We start from the raw sequence: 19,567 nt of genomic DNA on the forward strand, positions 1-19,567 counted from the left end.
GCTGGTTTCAATGAAGCCAGCCCCTTTTTATTATATTTTTTATCGCCTACTATATAATAGCGATTAGCAGTATTGCTCAAAAGCACCGATTAAGCTATCAGCGATCATTTGTGCTGGTTTGCCTTCGATTTGGTGACGTTCAATCATATGAACCAATTTACCATCTTTGAATAAAGCCATAGATGGAGAAGATGGAGGGAAAGGCATCATATAACCTCTAGCTCTATCCACTGCTTCTTTTTCCATACCTGCAAAAACGGTAATCAATTTATCAGGATGTTTTTCATTTGCTGCTGCTAATCTTGCTGCTGGACGAGCATTTGCTGCTGCACAACCACAAACAGAGTTTACTACTACAAACACGGTACCTTCAGCGGTGATGGCACTGTCTACATCTGCTGCAGTTTTCATCTCTTCAAAACCTACTTTAGTAAGTTCAGCACGCATTGGTTCTACTAAATATTCAGGATACATATTTTCTATTTTTTATTCGTTAATCCATACAAATGTACAGCAACGGGTAGTAGCATCAAAGAAATACCTAGCTTCTGGCCCTGATTTTACCTTTAAATTACTTTGATTTTATCCATTTAATCGTCTCCAACCCTGTTTCGACGGTTTTCAGAAAATAAAAATTGAATTTTAATTCGCACTAAATTAGGGGCTTAATTTAAAATCTTAAAAAAACTTGCCCTAGTGCTTTTATAATCGGGGAAAAACTCCTAATATTGCACACCGAAAAAAAGGGAATTATTTAAGTTTTCAAAAACAAGAATAACCTCTTAATCGAAGGATTCCCGAGTAGCTCAGCTGGTTAGAGCATCTGACTGTTAATCAGAGGGTCACTGGTTCGAGCCCAGTCTCGGGAGCATAAAGGGCAAGCACGTTTAAACGGTCGCTTGCCCTTCTTTTTTAGCCCAAAAAAATCAAGAAAATCCAAAAAATCTGGCATCTCCAAATGCTAAAATGACGGATCAAGCCCAAAACTTATCACCAAGCAAAAAAAATGTAAAGCAATAATATTGCTTACATTAGTTTATAAAACAATTTTATGGCCGGTATAGTTAGAAACTATATAAATCAGTTAGCAGGAAATCCAAGAAAGATATTCTTGATAGACAGCCTAGGGGCAATACTTACTGTATTTTTTCTGTTTGTGGTATTGAGAAATTTCTATGAATATTTTGGAATGCCTCAAACTGTATTGACTTACCTTTCCATTATCGTTGCTTTTTTATGCAGCTTTTCAGCCATCTGTTTTTTGTTCTTAAAAGCGTATTGGACACCATTCATCATCGCAACAAGTATTGCCAACTCACTTTATTGTATTTTGACAATGGCACTTTTATTCATCTATTACCCCCTACTTAGCCCTATCGGAGTTAGTTACTTTTTGATCGAAATAGCCATTATTTTTGGACTTATCTACCTTGAACTTCAGGTTGCGACAACCATCAGGCGAGAAGCAATGAAATAATTTATTCCATACCCCTCCTTGCCTCCCATAAAACCAGCACAGCCCAAAGCTTAGCCAAGAAAAGAAGGTCAAAACCGCAGCAGATAGTGTAATTTTTACAATATAATTGACTGATAATAAAATGATTTGGATAGGATTAATTCAATAAGAATGTAATATTTTTATATTAATCTACAACCAAACTATGAACATCAAGAAAGTGTTGATTGCCAATCGCGGTGAAATCGCAATTCGTATTGAGCGGGCATGCAGTGAGCTAAATATCCAGACTGTGGCTATTTACACTTATGAAGACAGGTACTCTCTTCACAGGTACAAAGCTGATGAAGCTTATCAGATCGGCTCAGACCATGAACCTTTAAAACCATACCTAGACATCAATGGCATCATTGCCATGGCAAAACATTGCGGGGCAGATGCCATTCATCCGGGATATGGTTTTTTATCGGAAAACGAAGAATTTGCCAGCCAATGTTTGGCTAACGGCATAGTATTTATCGGCCCCCGACCCGATGTGATGGCTGCATTGGGAGATAAAGTGACTGCAAAAAAGGTAGCTAAAACAGCTGGCTTACCCATCATAGAAAGCAGTGAAATATCGCTAGACACGATCGAAAAAGCCTTATCTGAAGCCAATCGGATTGGATATCCATTAATGATAAAAGCTGCTTTTGGGGGTGGTGGCCGGGGAATGCGCATCGCACATAACGAAGAGCAGCTTAAAAGAAACTTCTCTGAAGCGCGCAGTGAAGCGAAAAACGCTTTTGGTGATGACACCGTATTTCTTGAGAAATTTATCAACCGGCCAAGGCATATAGAGGTGCAAATCGTAGCTGATAACTATGCTGAAGTGCTGCACCTCTTTGAACGCGACTGCTCTGTCCAGCGCCGTTTTCAAAAAGTTGTAGAAGTTGCGCCTGCCTTAAACTTAACTCAGCAAACCAAAGACCAGCTTTACCACTATGCAATCTCCATCGCAAAGGCCGTAAAATACAACAATGTAGGGACGGTAGAATTCTTAATTGATGAACAGGAAGCTATTTATTTTATTGAGGTAAACCCTAGAATTCAGGTAGAGCATACCGTTACAGAAATGATTACGGGCATCGACCTGATCAAAACCCAGTTGTTTATCGCAGATGGCTACCACCTATCCGACGAAGAATTGGGCATTAAAAATCAGGAAAGCATCACTTGTAATGGATTTGCCATGCAATGCCGTATCACTACAGAAGATCCTGCAGATAATTTCAAACCCGATTATGGAACGCTGATTACGTATAGAAATGCAACCGGCTTTGGCATTAGGTTAGATGAAGGCAGCACTTATCCAGGTATGAAAATCAGTCCATTTTTTGATTCTATGTTGGTAAAAGTGAGCACAAGTGGCCGCACTTTAGAAGATGCCGCAAGGAAAATGCACCGAGCATTAAGAGAATTCAGGATTCGTGGGGTAAAAAACAATGTTGAATTTCTGGAAAGCCTGATCAGTCAGCCTATCTTTATCCAGGGAAGAGCAACAGTAAACTTCATACAAGAACACCCGGAACTATTTGAATCTAAAAAAGGGCTAGATCGGGGAACCCGTATATTGACCTATCTGGGTGAGGTCTCTGTAAATGGCAACCCTGATGTGCTGGAAATAGACGAAAATAAACGACTGGAAAAACCAATAATTCCAAGCCTGGCCATACAAGAATATCCTAAGGGGACTAAAGACCTGTTAAGGGAACTTGGGCCGGAAGAATTCTCAAAATGGCTTAAATCAGAAAAGAAAATACACTATACCGATACCACTTTCAGGGATGCACACCAATCCTTACTGGCCACCAGAATGCGGACCTACGACATGCTCAAAGTAGCGGAGGGCTTTGCTAAGCATCATCCTCAAACCTTTAGTATGGAAGCCTGGGGCGGGGCAACCTTTGATGTTTGTCTGCGTTTTTTACATGAAGACCCATGGCGTCGACTGGAAAAACTACGTGCTGCAATGCCCAATATCCTAATTCAAATGCTCATCCGTGGCTGTAATGGTGTTGGCTACGCGGCTTACCCAGACAACCTGATTGAGTCTTTTGTAGAGAAAAGCTGGGAAAAGGGAGTCGATCTTTTCAGAATCTTCGATTCTCTAAACTGGATGGAAAATATTGCCCCTTGTATTGAAATGGTCCGAAAAAAAACCAATGGTCTGGCAGAAGGCTCACTTTGTTATACAGGCGATATTCTTGATCCAAAACGCAGTAAATATAACCTGGAATACTATTTAAAGCTGGCCAAAGATCTGGAAAACGCGGGAAGTCATATTCTGGGTGTCAAAGACATGTCCGGTTTATTAAAACCATACGCTGCCAAAATTTTAATTGAAGCCCTTAAGGATACGGTAAAAATACCGATTCATTTACATACTCACGATACCTCCTCTCTGCAACCCGCCACCTATCTGATGGCTATTGAGGCAGGAGTTGACGTAATCGACTGCGCTCTGGCTGCTTTATCCGGCAGCACCTCACAACCGAATTTCAATTCTATCGTAGAAATGATGCGCTTTCACGAACGGGAAAACCCTTATGATATCAAATCCTTAAATGCCTATTCAAATTATTGGGAAACTGTGAGGGAATATTACTACCCATTTGAATCTGGATTAAAAGCAAGCTCTGCTGAAGTATATGAACATGAAATCCCTGGAGGACAATATTCGAACCTCAAACCGCAAGTCATAGCACTGGGTTTAGGTGATAAATTTGAGCTCATCAAGCAGCGGTATGCAGAGGTAAACACCTTATTTGGAGATATTGTAAAGGTAACGCCTAGCTCCAAAGTAGTAGGCGACATGGCCCAATTTATGGTGGCCAACGACATCAGCCCTGAAGATGTTTTTGCCAGAGGGACGCAACTTGCTTTTCCGGAATCCGTAGTTTCCTTTTTTATGGGTGAAATTGGCCAACCAACAGGAGGCTTCCCCGAAGCCTTACAACGCATTCTGCTGAAAGGAAAAACGCCATTTACCGACAGGCCAAACAAGCATCTGGAAGCCCTGAATTTAGAGGCCGAGTTCGAAACATTTAAGCATGATTTCGGCAGTGATTTAAGTTACACCATGTACCTGGCTTACAAATTTTATCCTAAAGTAACTGCAGAGGCCATCAAGTTTTTCAGACTTTATGGCGATGTTTCTGTAATTCCAAGTCCTTATTTCTTTTATGGCATGAAGCCCGGAGAGGAAACCACACTAGAAATTGCCAAAGGAAAAACTTTGCTGATCCGTTTGCTCTCTATTGGTCCGGCGGATGATATAGGCATGCGTACCGTATTCTTTAAACTAAATGGCCAAACCCGGAATATTGAAATTCTGGATAAATCTATCGAGGTTACAAAAACGGAAAACCGCAAAGTAGACAAGCTGAATCCTACACATATTGGTTCTCCATTACAAGGCTTACTGTCAAAAGTTTTTGTTAAAGCCGGCGATGTGGTGAAGAAAAACCAAGCCTTATTTATGATTGAGGCCATGAAAATGGAATCTAACATTACGGCATTAGAAGACGGCGTAGTGAAGGCTGTAGTATTAACTGAAGGCAGTATTGTCAACACAGACGACTTGGTACTTGAGATTTAATCAAATGATCCCTGGATCTAGTTGGCCTGAATCCTAGGTTCCGATAGGGTTCGGTACGGGTTCAGTTAGGGTTCAGTAGGGGTTGGTATAGGGTCTAAGTACCCAAACCCTATACCAACCCCTACTGAACCCCTTGGCAACTCTAACTAGAAACTAGTCTCTTCTCCTGCTCAGTATCAGGAATATCCCTGCTCCCATTGCCATTCCAGCGTTATATTATACTCATTCTAATTCTTTAGAGTTGAAGCCTTTGATTTTGGCCAAACTATTGTGTAATTTTGTCGCATAATTAGCCTGTTTACAAAAAGGACCACGTAAAGCTACAGTCCAGCTGTTAAAAAGGGTAAAAGTTCGCATTTAATCACTTAAATATAGAAATATGTCATCAGTAGAGACAACTTATGTCCCGTATAAAGTAAAGGACATTTCACTGGCGGAATGGGGTCGTAAAGAAATTGGATTAGCAGAAGCAGAAATGCCTGGTCTAATGTCATTACGCGAAGAATTCGGTCCTTCAAAACCATTAAAAGGTGCACGCATCGCAGGATGTTTACACATGACGATCCAAACTGCAGTTTTGATCGAAACTTTAGTAGAACTAGGTGCAGAAGTAACCTGGTCATCATGTAACATCTTCTCCACACAAGATCACGCTGCTGCTGCGATTGCTGCTGCAGGAATTCAGGTTTACGCTTGGAAAGGTCTAAATGAAGTTGATTTCGACTGGTGTATTGAGCAAACTTTACATTTTGGCCCAGAGCGTCAGCCATTAAACATGATCTTAGATGATGGTGGTGATTTAACCAACATGGTTTTCGATAAATACCCTGAGCTAATTGCGGCTATCAAAGGTCTTTCTGAAGAAACGACTACTGGTGTTCACCGTTTATATGAGCGCATGAAAAATGGTACATTACATTTACCTGCGATCAATGTTAACGATTCAGTAACTAAATCTAAATTCGATAATAAATACGGTTGTCGTGAGTCATTAGTTGATGCGATTCGTCGTGCAACTGATGTAATGATGGCTGGTAAAGTAGCTGTTGTTGCAGGTTATGGTGATGTGGGTAAAGGTTCTGCGGAATCATTAAGCTCACAAGGTGTACGTGTGATTGTTTCTGAAATTGATCCAATCTGTGCATTACAAGCGGCAATGGAAGGTTATGAAGTGAAGAAATTCGCTACTGCAGTTAAAGAAGCTGACATTATCGTTACTACTACTGGTAACTGTGATATCGTTCGTGCAGAACACTTCAAATCAATGAAAGACAAAGCAATTGTTTGTAACATTGGTCACTTTGACAATGAGATCGACGTTGCCTGGTTAAACACTAACTATGGTGATACTAAAATTGAGATCAAACCACAGGTTGATAAATATACCATTGATGGTAAAGATATCATCTTATTGGCTGAAGGACGTTTAGTAAACTTAGGTTGTGCTACTGGCCACCCAAGTTTCGTAATGTCTAACTCATTCACTAACCAAACTTTAGCTCAATTAGAATTGTGGACTAACACAGCTAATTATGAGAACAAAGTTTATGTGCTCCCTAAATACCTTGATGAGAAAGTAGCACGTTTACACTTAGCTAAAATCGGTGTAGAACTAGACGTTTTAGATCAACACCAAGCAGATTACATTGGTGTTCCTGTAGAAGGTCCATTCAAACCTGAGGCTTACAGATACTAAGTAAATACTTTATTTAAGGGACTTAAAAGCCCTTAAGTACTGAAAATATAAAAGGGATGTTGTTTTTGAACAACATCCCTTTTTTTTATGGAAAGAAAGCTTTCCTCCATGTTTCTTCTTAAATGGAGGTTTCTTGTGTTACTTTTTGCGGCAAAGTACTGGCATTCCCATCTCTGATGGCTTGATAATGTGGCGACATGATTTCTACTCCTGCCGCATCAAAAGCCTCGTGGATATTTTTATGCAGCTCAGAATAGATCACCGCCATGATATCCGGTCTGGATACATAGGCATTGAGCTGATAAGAAACATACCAATCATCCAAACTGGTTTGCAATACAAAAGGTTGTTTTTCTTTGATCACTCCTTCCGTTGCCAATGCTGCATTGATCAACAGTTCATGGATTTTTGTCCATGGAATATCATAGCCTAGAGTAAGTGTGGTATGAATAATCAATCCGTCAGCCACACATAAACTCGTATAATTGACTGTATTCCCATTCAGGATTGCACTGTTAGGAATCGTGATAATCTCATTTTTAATGGTCTTTAATCTGGTAACCAATAAGGATTTTTCCTGCACAGCACCTGTAATGTCTCCAATTTTCACCACATCCCCTACTTTGAAAGGTCGCATATAGGTAATCACCATCCCTGCTACCCCATTACTGATAGCTGATGAAGAACCAAAAGAAATCAATAAGCCTAAGAACACGGATACTCCTTTAAAGATTTCGGAGTTTGAGCCGGGAATAAAAGGCCAGATCACCACCAACATAAAGGCATTTAAAACAATCTTGATGATATTATAAGTTGGTTTTGCCCAATCCGGATAAAAGCCATTGATCTTTAATTTCTCTGATTCGATTTCGCCTGCCAGGAATCTAATCACTTTTTTCACATAATGAAAAACGAAGAAAATGACCAGGATGGTGATCAGGTTAGGAATGAAATTGATTAAGGATGAAAAGATATTTTTGAGTGGATTGAGGACAAAGTTCATCAAATTATCACCCAAAGGCTTTGTCCATGGAAACAGGCGGAATACCAACGGTAAGGTCAGGTATACCAATAAAAACATCAGCACAAATTTCACCAGGTGCAGGGCCTTATTGATCAGTGCCAGTTCATTTTTCCGATTGATCAGCTCATAATCTTTGATCCTCAGCTTACTTAATTTTTGGTGAAGTTTTTTGCTGATCCAACCGCGAAACCGATTGAAAAACTTGTTCAGGTAAAACAGACAAGCTCCAAGTACCAATAAAATCAGAATTCCCAATGCGGCACGTTTCAATAGCTCCACCACATCCGTTTCCTTTTTATACTCCATCACATTATCGACAATAATCTGCTGATACGTTTTTGCCAATACTTCTTTATCCATCTTCACCGAATCTGCATCCAGCTTAGATAAACTCATCAAAATATCTCCTTTATAGGCAATATCCATCACCAGCGAATCCTTGACTATTTTCACTGAATCTGGCACAAATAACAGGTCGTCGGCCAGTTTGGTTACTTTTTCGGAAGTCCTTTCGGCACGTTCCTTTGCAGAGAGTGAGCCCAAACGATTCTGGATAAAAAACAGGGTGTCCAGATGTGCGATAACTGGATAGCCTTTGGGGTCTACCTTAGTTTCCTGTGCATAGAGCAGACTTTGTAAACTCAACAGGCATAGAAATGTAAAAAGAAACTTCATGGAAAATGGCTTAAGAAATTAGGGCATTGCTTAGAACAAAATAAGGAAATAATCTGCTATTTTTACCTCATGGCAAATTTATCTGTAAACATCAATAAAATTGCGACGTTAAGAAACAGTCGCGGGGGAAATAATCCGGATTTAGTAAAGGTGGCGCTGGATTGTGAGCGCTTTGGAGCAGAGGGCATCACGGTACACCCGCGTCCGGACGAAAGACATATTCGTTACCAGGATGTGTTCGATTTAAAATCCGTAATTGCTACAGAATTTAACATTGAAGGCAATTGCAAAGAGCAGAAATTTGTGGATTTGGTACTGGCCAATAAACCTGCTCAGGTAACTCTGGTCCCTGATACAGAAGGACAGATTACTTCCAATCATGGTTGGGACACCATCAAACACCAGGACTACCTGAAAGAAATGGTGCAGTTGTTTCAAGCGCAAGGCATCCGTGTTTCTATCTTTGTAGATCCAATAGAAGAAATGGTGAAAGCAGCCGCAGAAAGTGGCACAGATCGCATTGAACTGTATACGGAAGATTATGCCCGTCATTACCAGCAAAACCGCGAACAGGCCATTAAACCCTATATCGCTGCTGCGGAAACTGCAAATGCATTAGGCTTAGGCATCAATGCCGGTCATGACCTCGACTTACAAAATCTTCAATATTTCGCGGCAAATATCCCGGGATTACTGGAAGTAAGTATCGGCCATGCCTTGATCAGCGATGCCCTTTACCTTGGATTAGAGAATACCATTCAAATGTACCTTCGTCAACTACAAAATTAACCTATCCATCTTATGAAAAACCTTAATCTTCTCAGCATTTCCGCATTATTTCTTTTGTTCATCGCAGGCTGTAAAGGTGCCGCTGAAAATTTAGACGAAAGCACAGCAACAGATGTAATTGCTACCTACCTGAAAACAAATCCGGTTTATGAAGAGGCAAAAATGGAAGTTGGAGAAATCAGGTTTAAGAGTAAGAATGATAAGTTAGAATTAACAAAATACAAGAGCCTGGAGGAAAAGGGCTGGGTAACACTCGACCTCCAGGATCAGAAAAAGAAATTCTTGTCGAAAGACAGTGTTTTCACCTATAGAATTACCTTAACAGACAAAAGCAAACCTTACATTTTGAAACAGAATGCCGCTCAGGCTACGCTTCGTGCATTAGACTATGTTATGGATTCCGAAAAACCAATCACGATGATCAAAGGGGATTCAAAAGTTGCCCGTGTTACCGTGTCTTTAAAAAAGGAGCCTAGCGACTTTGCTATCTTATTGAAAAACAAGGGAACAGCCAGTAACTACCTCACTAAATCTTATAAATTAAAGTATAAAAAAGATAGCGGCTGGATACTAGTTGGAGAATAGCGATATATGATCAATTCCGCTTAGAGCTAAGTGTATTTTTTATTACCTTTGCGGAACTTTTTATATATAGATTTCATGAGCTTAAATATTCATTACAAAGAAGACTTTAAAGATCGTCACATTGCTCCTAACACAGAGGATACCAATGCCATGTTAGATACCCTTGGTTTGGGTTCTGTTGACGAATTAATAGAACAAACGGTTCCTCAATCGATCCGATTAAAACAGCCATTAAACCTGCCAAAGGCGAAATCTGAAAAGGATTACCTGAGCAGCTTAAAGAAAACTGCTTCCTTAAACAAAGTATTTAAGTCTTATATCGGTCAGGGATATTACGACACGACTACGCCAGGAGTGATCTTGCGTAACGTGATGGAAAATCCAGGATGGTATACACAATATACGCCTTACCAGGCAGAGATTGCACAAGGTCGTTTACAAGCCTTGTTGAATTTCCAGACTTTAGTAATTGACCTTACTGGAATGGAAATCGCAAATGCTTCTCTATTGGATGAAGGTACTGCTGCTGCTGAAGCGATGTTCATGCAATTCAGCTTGCGTAAAAACTCAAAAGCGACGAAATTCTTCGTTTCAGAGTTGATCTTCCCACAAACTATTGACATTTTAAAAACCCGTGCCAATCCTTTTGGAATTGAGTTAGTGATCGGTGATCACCAAACTGTTGCGCTTAACGAAGAGTTCTTCGGTGCAATCATTCAATACCCAGCTGGTAATGGTGAGGTTTTCGATTATACAGGATTCGCTAAAACTGCACATGGTGTAAATGTAAAAGTTACTGTAATTGCAGATCTTCTAAGCTTAACGCTATTAACGCCTCCAGGTGAATGGGGTGCTGATGTAGTGGTAGGTACTACCCAACGTTTTGGTGTACCAATGGGCTTTGGTGGTCCACATGCTGCTTATTTCGCAACTAAAGATGAGTACAAACGCTCCATTCCAGGACGCATCATCGGGGTAACGATCGATAGCAACAACAACTATGCATTACGTATGGCTTTGCAAACCAGGGAACAACATATCCGTAGAGATAAAGCGACTTCCAACATCTGTACTGCACAAGCTTTATTGGCAATTATGGCGAGTTTCTACGCAGTTTACCACGGTCCAAAAGGATTGAAACTGATTGCAGAACGTACGCATGGATTGACTGTAACTCTAGCTGAATCATTAGAAAAAGCGGGTTATACTCAATTGAATAAATCATACTTCGATACGATCCAGTTAGATTTAGGTAACCTTGTTGATTCTATCCACAGAGAGTGTATCGACAATGAGATCAACTTAAACTACAATGGTAGCGTAGTGACCATCTCTTTAGATGAGACTACAGACCTTGAAGATGTGAAGTTATTGGTTAAAATCTTTGCTAAAGTAAAAGGTATTGCTGCTGATAGCGTTGAAATGTCTGAAGAAAATCCAGCAACGGTAATTCCAACTGCATTACAACGTACTTCTGATTATTTAGCACACCCGCTATTTAATTCACACCATTCTGAGCATGAAATGTTGCGTTACATTAAATCATTAGAGGCAAAAGATCTTTCTCTTTGTCACTCTATGATTGCTTTAGGTTCTTGTACAATGAAACTAAATGCAACTACAGAGATGATTCCTGTAACCTGGCCAGAATTCGGTAGAATCCACCCATTTGCTCCGGCAGATCAAGTAGCGGGTTACTATTCGGTATTCAATGAGCTTGATAGATGGTTAAGTGAAATCACTGGATTTGCAGCAATGAGCTTACAACCAAACTCTGGTGCTCAAGGTGAATATGCAGGTCTAATGGTGATCAGAGCTTACCACCAGGATCGTGGTGATCATCACCGTAACGTTGCTTTAATTCCTTCTTCGGCGCATGGAACCAACCCGGCTTCTGCAGCAATGGCTGGAATGAAAATCATCATCGTTAAATCTCTGGAAAACGGAAATATTGACGTTGCCGATTTAAAATTAAAAGCAGAAGAGAACAAAGAAAACCTTTCTTGCTTAATGGTAACTTACCCATCTACACATGGTGTATTTGAGGAAAGCATCATCGACATCTGTAACATCATCCATGAAAATGGCGGACAAGTTTACATGGATGGCGCAAACATGAATGCTCAGGTAGGATTAACCAGCCCAGGTAACATTGGTGCTGACGTTTGTCACCTTAACTTACATAAAACTTTCTGTATCCCTCACGGTGGTGGTGGTCCTGGTATGGGTCCAATCGGTGTTGCTAAACACTTGGTTCCTTACCTTCCTGCTCATGCTGTGGTAGATATCAACAAAGAAAAATCTATCCCTGCAGTATCTTCTGCTCCTTGGGGTTCTGCCTCGATCTTAGTAATCTCTCATGCGTATATCGCAATGATGGGTGGCGATGGATTGATGAATGCAACGAAAAATGCAATTCTTAACGCCAACTACATGAAAGCGCGTTTAGAGAAACATTACCCAGTATTGTACTCTGGTGCAAATGGTCGTTGTGCACATGAAATGATCCTGGATTGCAGAGGTTTCAAGAACTTCGGTATTGAAGTAGTTGACATCGCGAAACGTTTAATGGATTATGGTTTCCACGCACCAACAGTATCTTTCCCAGTAGCAGGAACGCTAATGGTTGAGCCAACTGAAAGTGAGCCGAAACATGAGTTAGACAGATTCTGTGATGCTTTAATTGCCATCAGAAAAGAAGTAACTGCAGTTGAAAATGGTGATTTGGATAAAACTGATAACCCATTGAAAAATGCACCACACACTGCTACAATTGTAACAGCTGACGAATGGAATCATGGTTACAGCAGACAAACGGCTGCTTTCCCACTTCCTTATGTTGCTGCTTTCAAATTCTGGCCTTCTGTAGGTAGAGTAAACGATTCTTTTGGCGATAGGTCATTGGTATGCGCTTGCCCTCCGATTGAAAGCTATATGGAAGAAGAAACTGTTTAAAATTTACTAGTCCCGTTAAACCTTTTAATATATTTAGGTCTTAAATGTAATAAAAGGCTTAACGGGCCTATACTTAAATCATTAAACAAGGATATGAAACTAAAATTGACCTCATTAGCATTATTGCTGGTAGTGATGACTACTTCGGCATTTATTGCTCCGGTTTTTAAAGCAGACACCTATAAAGTGGACGCTGCAAAATCGACGATTACCTGGATCGGAAAAAAATTCACAGGCGGCCATAATGGCACAATTAATTTACAGTCTGGCGCATTAACTTTCAATGGAAAGAAATTAGCTGGTGGTAACTTCGTGATGGACATGAACAGCATCAAAGATGCCGACAATAGTGCCAACTTAGAAAAACACCTGAAAGCTGATGATTTCTTTGGTGCCGACAAATTTCCTACTTCAACTTTTGTAATTAAGAGTGTATCAGGAAATGGTGCTACGGCAACTGTAACAGGTGATTTAACCATCAAAGGCATTACAAAACCTATCAGTTTCCCTGCTACTTTAGCATGGAATGCAGACGGTACTGTAACTGCTACTGCTGCAAAAATTATTGTTGACAGAACTAAGTACGACATCAAATACAAGTCGAGCAGCATCTTCCCAGAAATCGGAAACAAGATGATCAATGACGAATTTGAGCTTTCCGTTAAACTGGTTGCGAAAAAATAATTCTATTTATTTCATAAAAAAAAAGGCCATTATCGTATAGTGGCCTTTTTTTTGTAACATAACAGATACCACTTCTACCATAGCTACATATTTCATAACTTTATATATTACACACAACAATTTTCACAGTTACCCTTTGAAATTTATGATGACCTCAAAAATTAAACTACTTGTTATTGATGATGACGACATTAACATCTTCATTATAAAAAAAATAGTAGAAAAGACGGGGTACAATGTGGAAATGGTAGCCAAAACAAACGGGCAAATGGCGATTGATTATATCACCATGACGCTTTCTTTGCAGGAGTCTTTGCCTCAATTGGTCCTGATTGACATCAATATGCCTGTTCTGAATGGATGGGAATTCCTGGATGCCTACGGACAGTTGAACATTGATAAAAAGATAGACATGTATATGCTCTCCTCTTCTGTTTATGAGAATGACATAGAAAAGGCAAAAACCTATCAAAGTGTGAAAGGGTTTATTTCTAAACCACTTTCTATTGAACGCCTGTCGGAGCTATTTAAAATCGTAGAACAGCAGTTTACTGAATCCTAAACTGCCCATCCGTTAAAGATACAAAGCCTGTAGCCCTGGATTTGCCATGGTAAAATAAACAGTTCCAGTTTTCTGCCGCTGCTTTCTGACCGAAAACTTCCCTAAGTTCCATTGCTTTTCTGCCATCAAAGTCATATTTGGCAATGAACTTTCTTAGCAATTCTTCCGGTTCAGGCAAAACATCTCCCCCAAAAAACACTTTATCAGTTCCGTCATCCAATAAAAAGGTTTGATGAAATGGGGTATGCGCACCGGTTAATTCGTAACTGATCTCTGAAGTCAGCTGCCCCGATCCTTCAATAAACACCAGTTGTGCATTTCGTTGTAAGAATTCAAAAATATCAGTGTGATAAGATGAAGAAGCATTCGTAAATGCAGCCTCCCATTCCCCACGTTGGATTACATAAACTGCATTTGGAAAACTCAATTCAACTTTCTCCCCTACCTGGTGAATCATTCCCCCGGAATGGTCGAAATGTAAATGAGACATCAATACCATGGTCACATCTTCCGGATTAAAACCAGCTTTTTTTATGTTTTCATGCAAGATCAATTTCCCATCTTCATTACTATAACCCAATCCTGTATCCAACAAAATCAACTGATCTTCCATTTGTACTAAAAATGGCTGTACATTGATAAACAGAGAAGCCGGACGGTCTTTTGGCTGATCTACAGCAGGATTAAATGGCAGAAACTTTTTAGTGGCATCTACAGAATAGGTTCCTTCGAACAAAGTGAAAACTTGCAATGGCGTAGTTATTTTAAGAAGAAATAATTAAATGATATATTTACGATTCATTGCAAAGATAGGGAACCTGGCTGAAATCCGGTTCATACCAGCGTCAAAACCGCTCAGGGGACCAGGACATTTCAGAAATGTTCGCTGCAAATCATCGATAATTCGAAAAAAAACACAAGAGACAGTAATGGAAAAAATATGGGTGCAGGCAGTAAATGAGGATTTTGAAACCATAGACTCGCTTGCACAACAATTAAATATAGATCAAAGTTTAGCGGAAGTCCTCGTACAAAGAGGGATTGCTTCTTTTGATGAAGCAAAAGATTATTTCCGTCCGGATATGGCCAAATTGCATGATCCTTTCCTAATGAAAGACATGGATAAAGCCATTGGCAGAATTGACCTCGCCCTAAGTAAACAGGAAAAAATCATGGTCTATGGCGATTATGATGTAGATGGTACTACTTCTGTAGCATTGACCTACAGTTTCTTTAGCCAGTTTACTGAAAATATTGAATATTACATTCCCGATCGTCATAAGGAAGGCTACGGCATCTCTACACAAGGTATTGATTATGCGAAAACTCAAGGAATCACCCTGATTATCGCCCTGGATTGCGGAATTAAATCCCTAGATAAAATTGCTTATGCCAATAGTCTGGCTATAGATTTTATCATTTGCGATCACCACCTTCCAGGTGATGAATTACCGGCAGCTGTAGCCGTTCTCGATCCGAAACGCTCAGATTGCAGCTACCCTTTTAAAGAACTTGCCGGCTGTGGCATTGGCTTTAAACTGGCTCAGGCCTATAGTATCCAACATCAATTACCCGCAGCAGGATACGAACAATACCTGGATTTGGTGATGGTGAGCATTGGAGCAGATATCGTTCCTATTGAAGATGAAAACAGGATAATGGCCTATCATGGGCTGATTAAACTGAATACCAACCCTTCTATGGGCTTAAAAGCCCTGATGAAAATCTCCGGAAAAAACAAAGATTATACGCTAACTGATGTGGTATTCTCTCTGGCGCCAAGAATTAATGCCGCCGGCAGAATGGACCATGCCAATCAGGCGGTAAAAATGTTGCTTTGTAGGGAGGATGACCTGGCGCTGGAACAGAGCGAGTTTATCAACTTACAAAATACAGATCGCAAAACCACCGACCATACCATTACTGCTGAGGCGCTCGCATTGATTGCCGACTGTGACATTTTAATCAACAAAAAAACAACCGTTGTTTACCATGAAAGCTGGAACAAAGGGGTAATTGGGATTGTCGCTTCCCGATTAACGGAGAAATATTTCCGCCCTACCATCGTTCTTACTTTGTCAAATGGTTTATTGACCGGATCAGCAAGGTCTGTACCAGGTTTCGACCTTTATGAGGCACTCTTGGGCTGTCAGGATTTAATGGTACAATTTGGCGGTCATAAATTTGCAGCAGGTCTAACCATGAAGCCGGAAAATATCGACGCTTTTACCGATAGATTTGAAGAGATTGTCTCTTCTACCATTACTGAGGATATGTTATGTCCGAAAATCAAGATTGATACTGAACTTCAATTTTCACAGATTGACGGTAAATTTCAACGGATTATTTCGCAAATGGCCCCTTTCGGACCACATAACCATGCGCCAGTTTTTGTGAGTCACGGACTAAGTTTGGTGGGGAAAGCACAAGTTGTTGCCACAAAACATTTAAAATTAAATATAAAACAACAAAATTCAGTTATTTTTGAAAGCATTGGATTTGGGTTAGCAGAGTTTGAAGCCCTTTTACAGCCCAACAAATCTTTTTCCATTTGTTATACTATTGAAGAAAACATTTGGAGAGATCAAAGGCGTTTGCAGTTGAACATCAAAGGAATAAAAATTAATTAGCGATCATTCGTACCAATTAAACAGGGAGATTAAGATATAAATGATATTAAGAGCTGAGAATCTAATCAAAAAGTACAAACAGAGAACCGTTGTAAATGACGTTTCATTCTCTGTAAGCCAGGGAGAAATTGTGGGTTTACTTGGGCCTAACGGAGCGGGAAAAACCACCTCATTCTATATGATTGTAGGTTTGATCAAACCAAATGAAGGCACTATTTTTTTAGATGATGAAGACATTACTTCTGATGCTATGTACAAAAGAGCGCAGAAAGGAATTGGTTATCTGGCTCAGGAAGCCTCAGTATTCAGAAAATTGTCTGTAGAAGACAACATCATGGCCATCCTGGAGATGACCAAAATGAATAAAGAAGAGCGCCATGAAAAACTGGAAGAACTGATCAATGAATTCAGCTTACATAAAGTGCGTAAAAACCGTGGCGATTTACTTTCCGGTGGAGAGCGTCGTAGAACGGAAATCGCCAGGGCATTGGCCGCAAATCCTAACTTTATCCTACTCGATGAGCCATTTGCAGGGGTCGATCCCATCGCCGTGGAAGAGATTCAAGGAATCGTTCATAAACTAAAACAGAAAAACATAGGTATCTTAATTACCGACCATAACGTGCAGGAAACGCTTTCCATCACCGATAGGGCTTACTTACTATTTGAAGGTAAAATATTAGAATCCGGAACACCAGAAGTACTCGCTGCCAATGAAATGGTAAGGCGCGTATATCTAGGCTCAAACTTCGTGCTTCGTACTAAAAAATTATAACCTTTTATTCCGAAACAGATGGCTATAGTAAATTCGATCTTTACCTGGTATATGAAAAAGCGCGTCCATCAGATTGAGCTTTTCATTAAATACCCACATGATGTTCAGGAGGAATGGTTTCAGAAACTGATTTCCAGTGCCGCTGATACAGAATGGGGGACAAAATATGAATACCGTTCTATTCTCTCTCCAAGGCAGTTTAAGCAAAGGGTACCCATACAAAGTTATGAAACCCTAAAACCATATATAGAAAGGATGCTCAAAGGCGAGCAAAATATCCTCTGGCCTACAGAAATTAAGTGGTTTGCCAAGTCTTCCGGTACTACCAGCGACCGGAGTAAATTCATTCCCGTATCGGAAGAATCTTTACAGGAATGCCATTTTAAAGGCGGAAAAGACTTGCTTTCTATCTTTTGCAACAACCGGCCCGACAACCAGATCTTAACTGGAAAAGGATTGGTGTTAGGTGGTAGTCACCAGATCAATCAGCTCAATGAAGATTCCTTTTATGGAGATTTATCCGCTGTACTGATTAAAAACCTGCCGATGTGGGCCGAATATTACCGGACCCCGAATATTTCCATTGCCCTGATGGACAACTATGAGGAGAAAATGGAAAAGATGGCAGAAGCAACCATCAAAGAAAATGTAACGAATATCGCAGGTGTGCCTACCTGGACTATTGTTCTGGCTAAAAAGGTACTGGAAATTACCGGCAAAAAAAACCTGCTGGAAGTATGGCCTAATCTTGAACTGTATATCCATGGTGCCGTAAATTTTAAACCTTATAGAGAACAATTCAAAGAATTGATTCCTAGTAATCAGATGTATTATCTGGAAACTTATAATGCTTCGGAAGGCTTTTTTGGGATTCAGGATGAAGTCAATTCTGATGAACTGCTCTTAATGCTGGATTATGGTATTTACTATGAGTTTTTACCGATCGAATTGCTGGACACTGAAAATCCCGACACCTTATCATTAGATCAGGTTCAACTCCATAAAAATTACGCCATCATCATCTCCACAAATGGAGGCCTTTGGCGATACATGATTGGCGATACCGTACAATTTACCAGCCTATCGCCTTACCGCATTAAAATTACCGGACGTACCAAGCATTTCATCAATGCTTTTGGAGAAGAGGTGATCATCGACAACGCAGAACAAGCGATTTGTAAGGCCTGTACGGAAACTGGTGCCGTGTTCAAGGATTATACCGCCTGCCCTATTTATTTCAAAGGAGAAGAGGTTGGAGGCCATGAATGGATCATAGAATTTGATCAACAACCCAATAATTTTGAAAAGTTTGTAGATATTTTGGATGCAACCTTAAGAGAAGTAAATTCTGACTACGATGCGAAGCGTTTTAAAGACATGGCTTTACGCCGTCCGAAGGTCCACAATGCACCTTACAACACTTTTTACAACTGGTTAAAATCTAAAGGGAAATTAGGCGGGCAGCATAAAGTTCCCCGATTGGCAAATGAGCGTACCTATGTGGAAGAAATTTTGCCCATGATGATTAAATAAATATTTCGGTTCGTCTTATTGGAAATTAGCTTTTATTTCATTAAATTTAATTAGCTAATTATTAATGTGTTATGAAAACCGTAAAACAATTACTCAGCACTAAATCATCTGAAATTTTTTCTGTTTCTGCCGATGTTTCGGTACTGAACGGACTGCAAGTCATGATGGAGAAGAACATCAGCGCGCTGCTCATTATGGAGGACCGTAAATTATTAGGGATTTTTACGGAAAGGGATTATGCCAGAAAGATCATTCTCCAGGGAAAAACCTCTGTAGATACCCCAATGAATGAAGTAATGACGGCCACGCCAATAACCGTAGCACTGGGAGATAGCCTTGACCACTGCATGCAAACCATGACAGATAAGCACATCCGCCATTTACCGGTCATTCAGGATGGAGAGCTTGTTGGAATGGTCTCTATCGGTGACGTCGTGAAATTTATTATTGAAGATCAAAAACAAACCATTTCTCAACTTGAGAGTTACATCAGTAGCTAAATTTTAAAGCCTGATTTTAATATAAAAGCCGGTTCTGTTTACACAGAACCGGCTTCTTTGCTT

The 19,567-nt window shown here is 40.1% G+C and carries 15 protein-coding genes and 1 tRNA gene; 13 read left to right on the forward strand and 3 right to left on the reverse strand.

Annotation, left to right across the window (positions count from 1 at the left end):
* Window positions 1-63 precede the first annotated feature (63 nt).
* The gene (locus R2S10_RS19735; RefSeq protein ID WP_316842136.1) at window positions 64-474 is read right to left on the reverse strand and encodes a BrxA/BrxB family bacilliredoxin; all 411 of its coding nucleotides are present in this window, start codon (window positions 472-474) and stop codon (window positions 64-66) included.
* 321 nt (window positions 475-795) lie between these two features.
* Between R2S10_RS19735 and R2S10_RS19740 the strand changes: the two genes are divergently transcribed.
* The 4 genes from R2S10_RS19740 to ahcY all read left to right on the forward strand — a co-directional run bounded on the left by R2S10_RS19740 (window position 796) and on the right by ahcY (window position 6,792).
* Window positions 796-869, forward strand: a tRNA-Asn gene (locus R2S10_RS19740).
* Between the two features lie 182 nt (window positions 870-1,051).
* Window positions 1,052-1,477 (forward strand): hypothetical protein, encoded by a 426-nt coding sequence (locus R2S10_RS19745; protein WP_316842137.1) that lies wholly within the window; start codon window positions 1,052-1,054, stop codon window positions 1,475-1,477.
* A gap of 184 nt (window positions 1,478-1,661) precedes the next feature.
* Window positions 1,662-5,096, forward strand: a complete 3,435-nt coding sequence (locus R2S10_RS19750; RefSeq protein ID WP_316842138.1) for a pyruvate carboxylase — start codon at window positions 1,662-1,664, stop codon at window positions 5,094-5,096.
* A 379-nt stretch (window positions 5,097-5,475) separates the two neighbouring features.
* The gene (ahcY, locus tag R2S10_RS19755; protein ID WP_316842139.1) at window positions 5,476-6,792 is read left to right on the forward strand and encodes an adenosylhomocysteinase; all 1,317 of its coding nucleotides are present in this window, start codon (window positions 5,476-5,478) and stop codon (window positions 6,790-6,792) included.
* A gap of 118 nt (window positions 6,793-6,910) precedes the next feature.
* Here ahcY and R2S10_RS19760 read toward each other — a convergent pair whose 3' ends face one another.
* Complete coding sequence (locus R2S10_RS19760) at window positions 6,911-8,491, reverse strand: mechanosensitive ion channel family protein (protein ID WP_316842140.1); 1,581 nt, start codon at window positions 8,489-8,491, stop codon at window positions 6,911-6,913.
* A 69-nt stretch (window positions 8,492-8,560) separates the two neighbouring features.
* On the opposite strand from R2S10_RS19760, the gene R2S10_RS19765 reads away from it, so the two are divergent.
* The 5 genes from R2S10_RS19765 (at window position 8,561) to R2S10_RS19785 (ending at window position 14,066) form a co-directional block, all read left to right on the forward strand.
* On the forward strand, window positions 8,561-9,280 hold the full coding sequence (locus R2S10_RS19765; RefSeq protein WP_316842141.1) for a pyridoxine 5'-phosphate synthase: 720 nt from the start codon (window positions 8,561-8,563) through the stop codon (window positions 9,278-9,280).
* A 12-nt stretch (window positions 9,281-9,292) separates the two neighbouring features.
* Window positions 9,293-9,865 (forward strand): hypothetical protein, encoded by a 573-nt coding sequence (locus R2S10_RS19770; RefSeq protein ID WP_316842142.1) that lies wholly within the window; start codon window positions 9,293-9,295, stop codon window positions 9,863-9,865.
* Window positions 9,866-9,940: 75 nt separating this feature from the next.
* Window positions 9,941-12,820, forward strand: a complete 2,880-nt coding sequence (gcvP, locus tag R2S10_RS19775; protein WP_316842143.1) for an aminomethyl-transferring glycine dehydrogenase — start codon at window positions 9,941-9,943, stop codon at window positions 12,818-12,820.
* Window positions 12,821-12,913: 93 nt separating this feature from the next.
* Window positions 12,914-13,504 carry a YceI family protein gene (locus tag R2S10_RS19780; protein ID WP_316842144.1) on the forward strand — a complete coding sequence of 197 codons (591 nt, stop codon included), beginning with the start codon at window positions 12,914-12,916 and terminating at the stop codon, window positions 13,502-13,504.
* 145 nt (window positions 13,505-13,649) lie between these two features.
* The gene (locus R2S10_RS19785) at window positions 13,650-14,066 is read left to right on the forward strand and encodes a response regulator (RefSeq protein ID WP_316842145.1); all 417 of its coding nucleotides are present in this window, start codon (window positions 13,650-13,652) and stop codon (window positions 14,064-14,066) included.
* Here the strand turns inward: R2S10_RS19785 and R2S10_RS19790 are convergent.
* On the reverse strand, window positions 14,053-14,817 hold the full coding sequence (locus R2S10_RS19790) for an MBL fold metallo-hydrolase (RefSeq protein ID WP_316842146.1): 765 nt from the start codon (window positions 14,815-14,817) through the stop codon (window positions 14,053-14,055). The two genes, R2S10_RS19785 and R2S10_RS19790, sit on opposite strands and share 14 nt — an antisense overlap.
* A 178-nt stretch (window positions 14,818-14,995) precedes the next feature.
* Here R2S10_RS19790 and recJ point away from each other — a divergent pair, with 178 nt between their 5' ends.
* The 4 genes from recJ to R2S10_RS19810 all read left to right on the forward strand — a co-directional run bounded on the left by recJ (window position 14,996) and on the right by R2S10_RS19810 (window position 19,504).
* Window positions 14,996-16,696 carry a single-stranded-DNA-specific exonuclease RecJ gene (gene recJ, locus R2S10_RS19795; protein ID WP_316842147.1) on the forward strand — a complete coding sequence of 567 codons (1,701 nt, stop codon included), beginning with the start codon at window positions 14,996-14,998 and terminating at the stop codon, window positions 16,694-16,696.
* Between the two features lie 40 nt (window positions 16,697-16,736).
* Window positions 16,737-17,471 carry an LPS export ABC transporter ATP-binding protein gene (gene lptB / locus R2S10_RS19800; RefSeq protein WP_316842148.1) on the forward strand — a complete coding sequence of 245 codons (735 nt, stop codon included), beginning with the start codon at window positions 16,737-16,739 and terminating at the stop codon, window positions 17,469-17,471.
* Window positions 17,472-17,489: 18 nt separating this feature from the next.
* Window positions 17,490-19,004, forward strand: a complete 1,515-nt coding sequence (locus R2S10_RS19805) for a GH3 auxin-responsive promoter family protein (RefSeq protein ID WP_316842149.1) — start codon at window positions 17,490-17,492, stop codon at window positions 19,002-19,004.
* Between the two features lie 71 nt (window positions 19,005-19,075).
* Entirely contained in the window at window positions 19,076-19,504 is a 429-nt protein-coding gene (locus tag R2S10_RS19810; RefSeq protein ID WP_316842150.1) for a CBS domain-containing protein, read from the forward strand.
* The last annotated feature ends 63 nt before the right edge of the window (window positions 19,505-19,567 follow it).

This window comes from Pedobacter gandavensis (assembly GCF_032678745.1).
In the GTDB taxonomy this organism is placed as follows: domain Bacteria; phylum Bacteroidota; class Bacteroidia; order Sphingobacteriales; family Sphingobacteriaceae; genus Pedobacter; species Pedobacter gandavensis_C.

Excerpts from the sequence above, each read along its gene's own strand:
- R2S10_RS19735 (WP_316842136.1), bottom strand. The coding sequence starts at position 474 with ATGTATCCTGAATATTTAGTAGAACCAATGCGTGCTGAACTTACTAAA.
- R2S10_RS19745 (WP_316842137.1), top strand. The coding sequence starts at position 1,052 with ATGGCCGGTATAGTTAGAAACTATATAAATCAGTTAGCAGGAAATCCA.
- R2S10_RS19750 (WP_316842138.1), top strand. The coding sequence starts at position 1,662 with ATGAACATCAAGAAAGTGTTGATTGCCAATCGCGGTGAAATCGCAATT.
- ahcY (WP_316842139.1), top strand. The coding sequence starts at position 5,476 with ATGTCATCAGTAGAGACAACTTATGTCCCGTATAAAGTAAAGGACATT.
- R2S10_RS19760 (WP_316842140.1), bottom strand. The coding sequence starts at position 8,491 with ATGAAGTTTCTTTTTACATTTCTATGCCTGTTGAGTTTACAAAGTCTG.
- R2S10_RS19765 (WP_316842141.1), top strand. The coding sequence starts at position 8,561 with ATGGCAAATTTATCTGTAAACATCAATAAAATTGCGACGTTAAGAAAC.
- R2S10_RS19770 (WP_316842142.1), top strand. The coding sequence starts at position 9,293 with ATGAAAAACCTTAATCTTCTCAGCATTTCCGCATTATTTCTTTTGTTC.
- gcvP (WP_316842143.1), top strand. The coding sequence starts at position 9,941 with ATGAGCTTAAATATTCATTACAAAGAAGACTTTAAAGATCGTCACATT.
- R2S10_RS19780 (WP_316842144.1), top strand. The coding sequence starts at position 12,914 with ATGAAACTAAAATTGACCTCATTAGCATTATTGCTGGTAGTGATGACT.
- R2S10_RS19785 (WP_316842145.1), top strand. The coding sequence starts at position 13,650 with ATGATGACCTCAAAAATTAAACTACTTGTTATTGATGATGACGACATT.
- recJ (WP_316842147.1), top strand. The coding sequence starts at position 14,996 with ATGGAAAAAATATGGGTGCAGGCAGTAAATGAGGATTTTGAAACCATA.
- lptB (WP_316842148.1), top strand. The coding sequence starts at position 16,737 with ATGATATTAAGAGCTGAGAATCTAATCAAAAAGTACAAACAGAGAACC.
- R2S10_RS19805 (WP_316842149.1), top strand. The coding sequence starts at position 17,490 with ATGGCTATAGTAAATTCGATCTTTACCTGGTATATGAAAAAGCGCGTC.
- R2S10_RS19810 (WP_316842150.1), top strand. The coding sequence starts at position 19,076 with ATGAAAACCGTAAAACAATTACTCAGCACTAAATCATCTGAAATTTTT.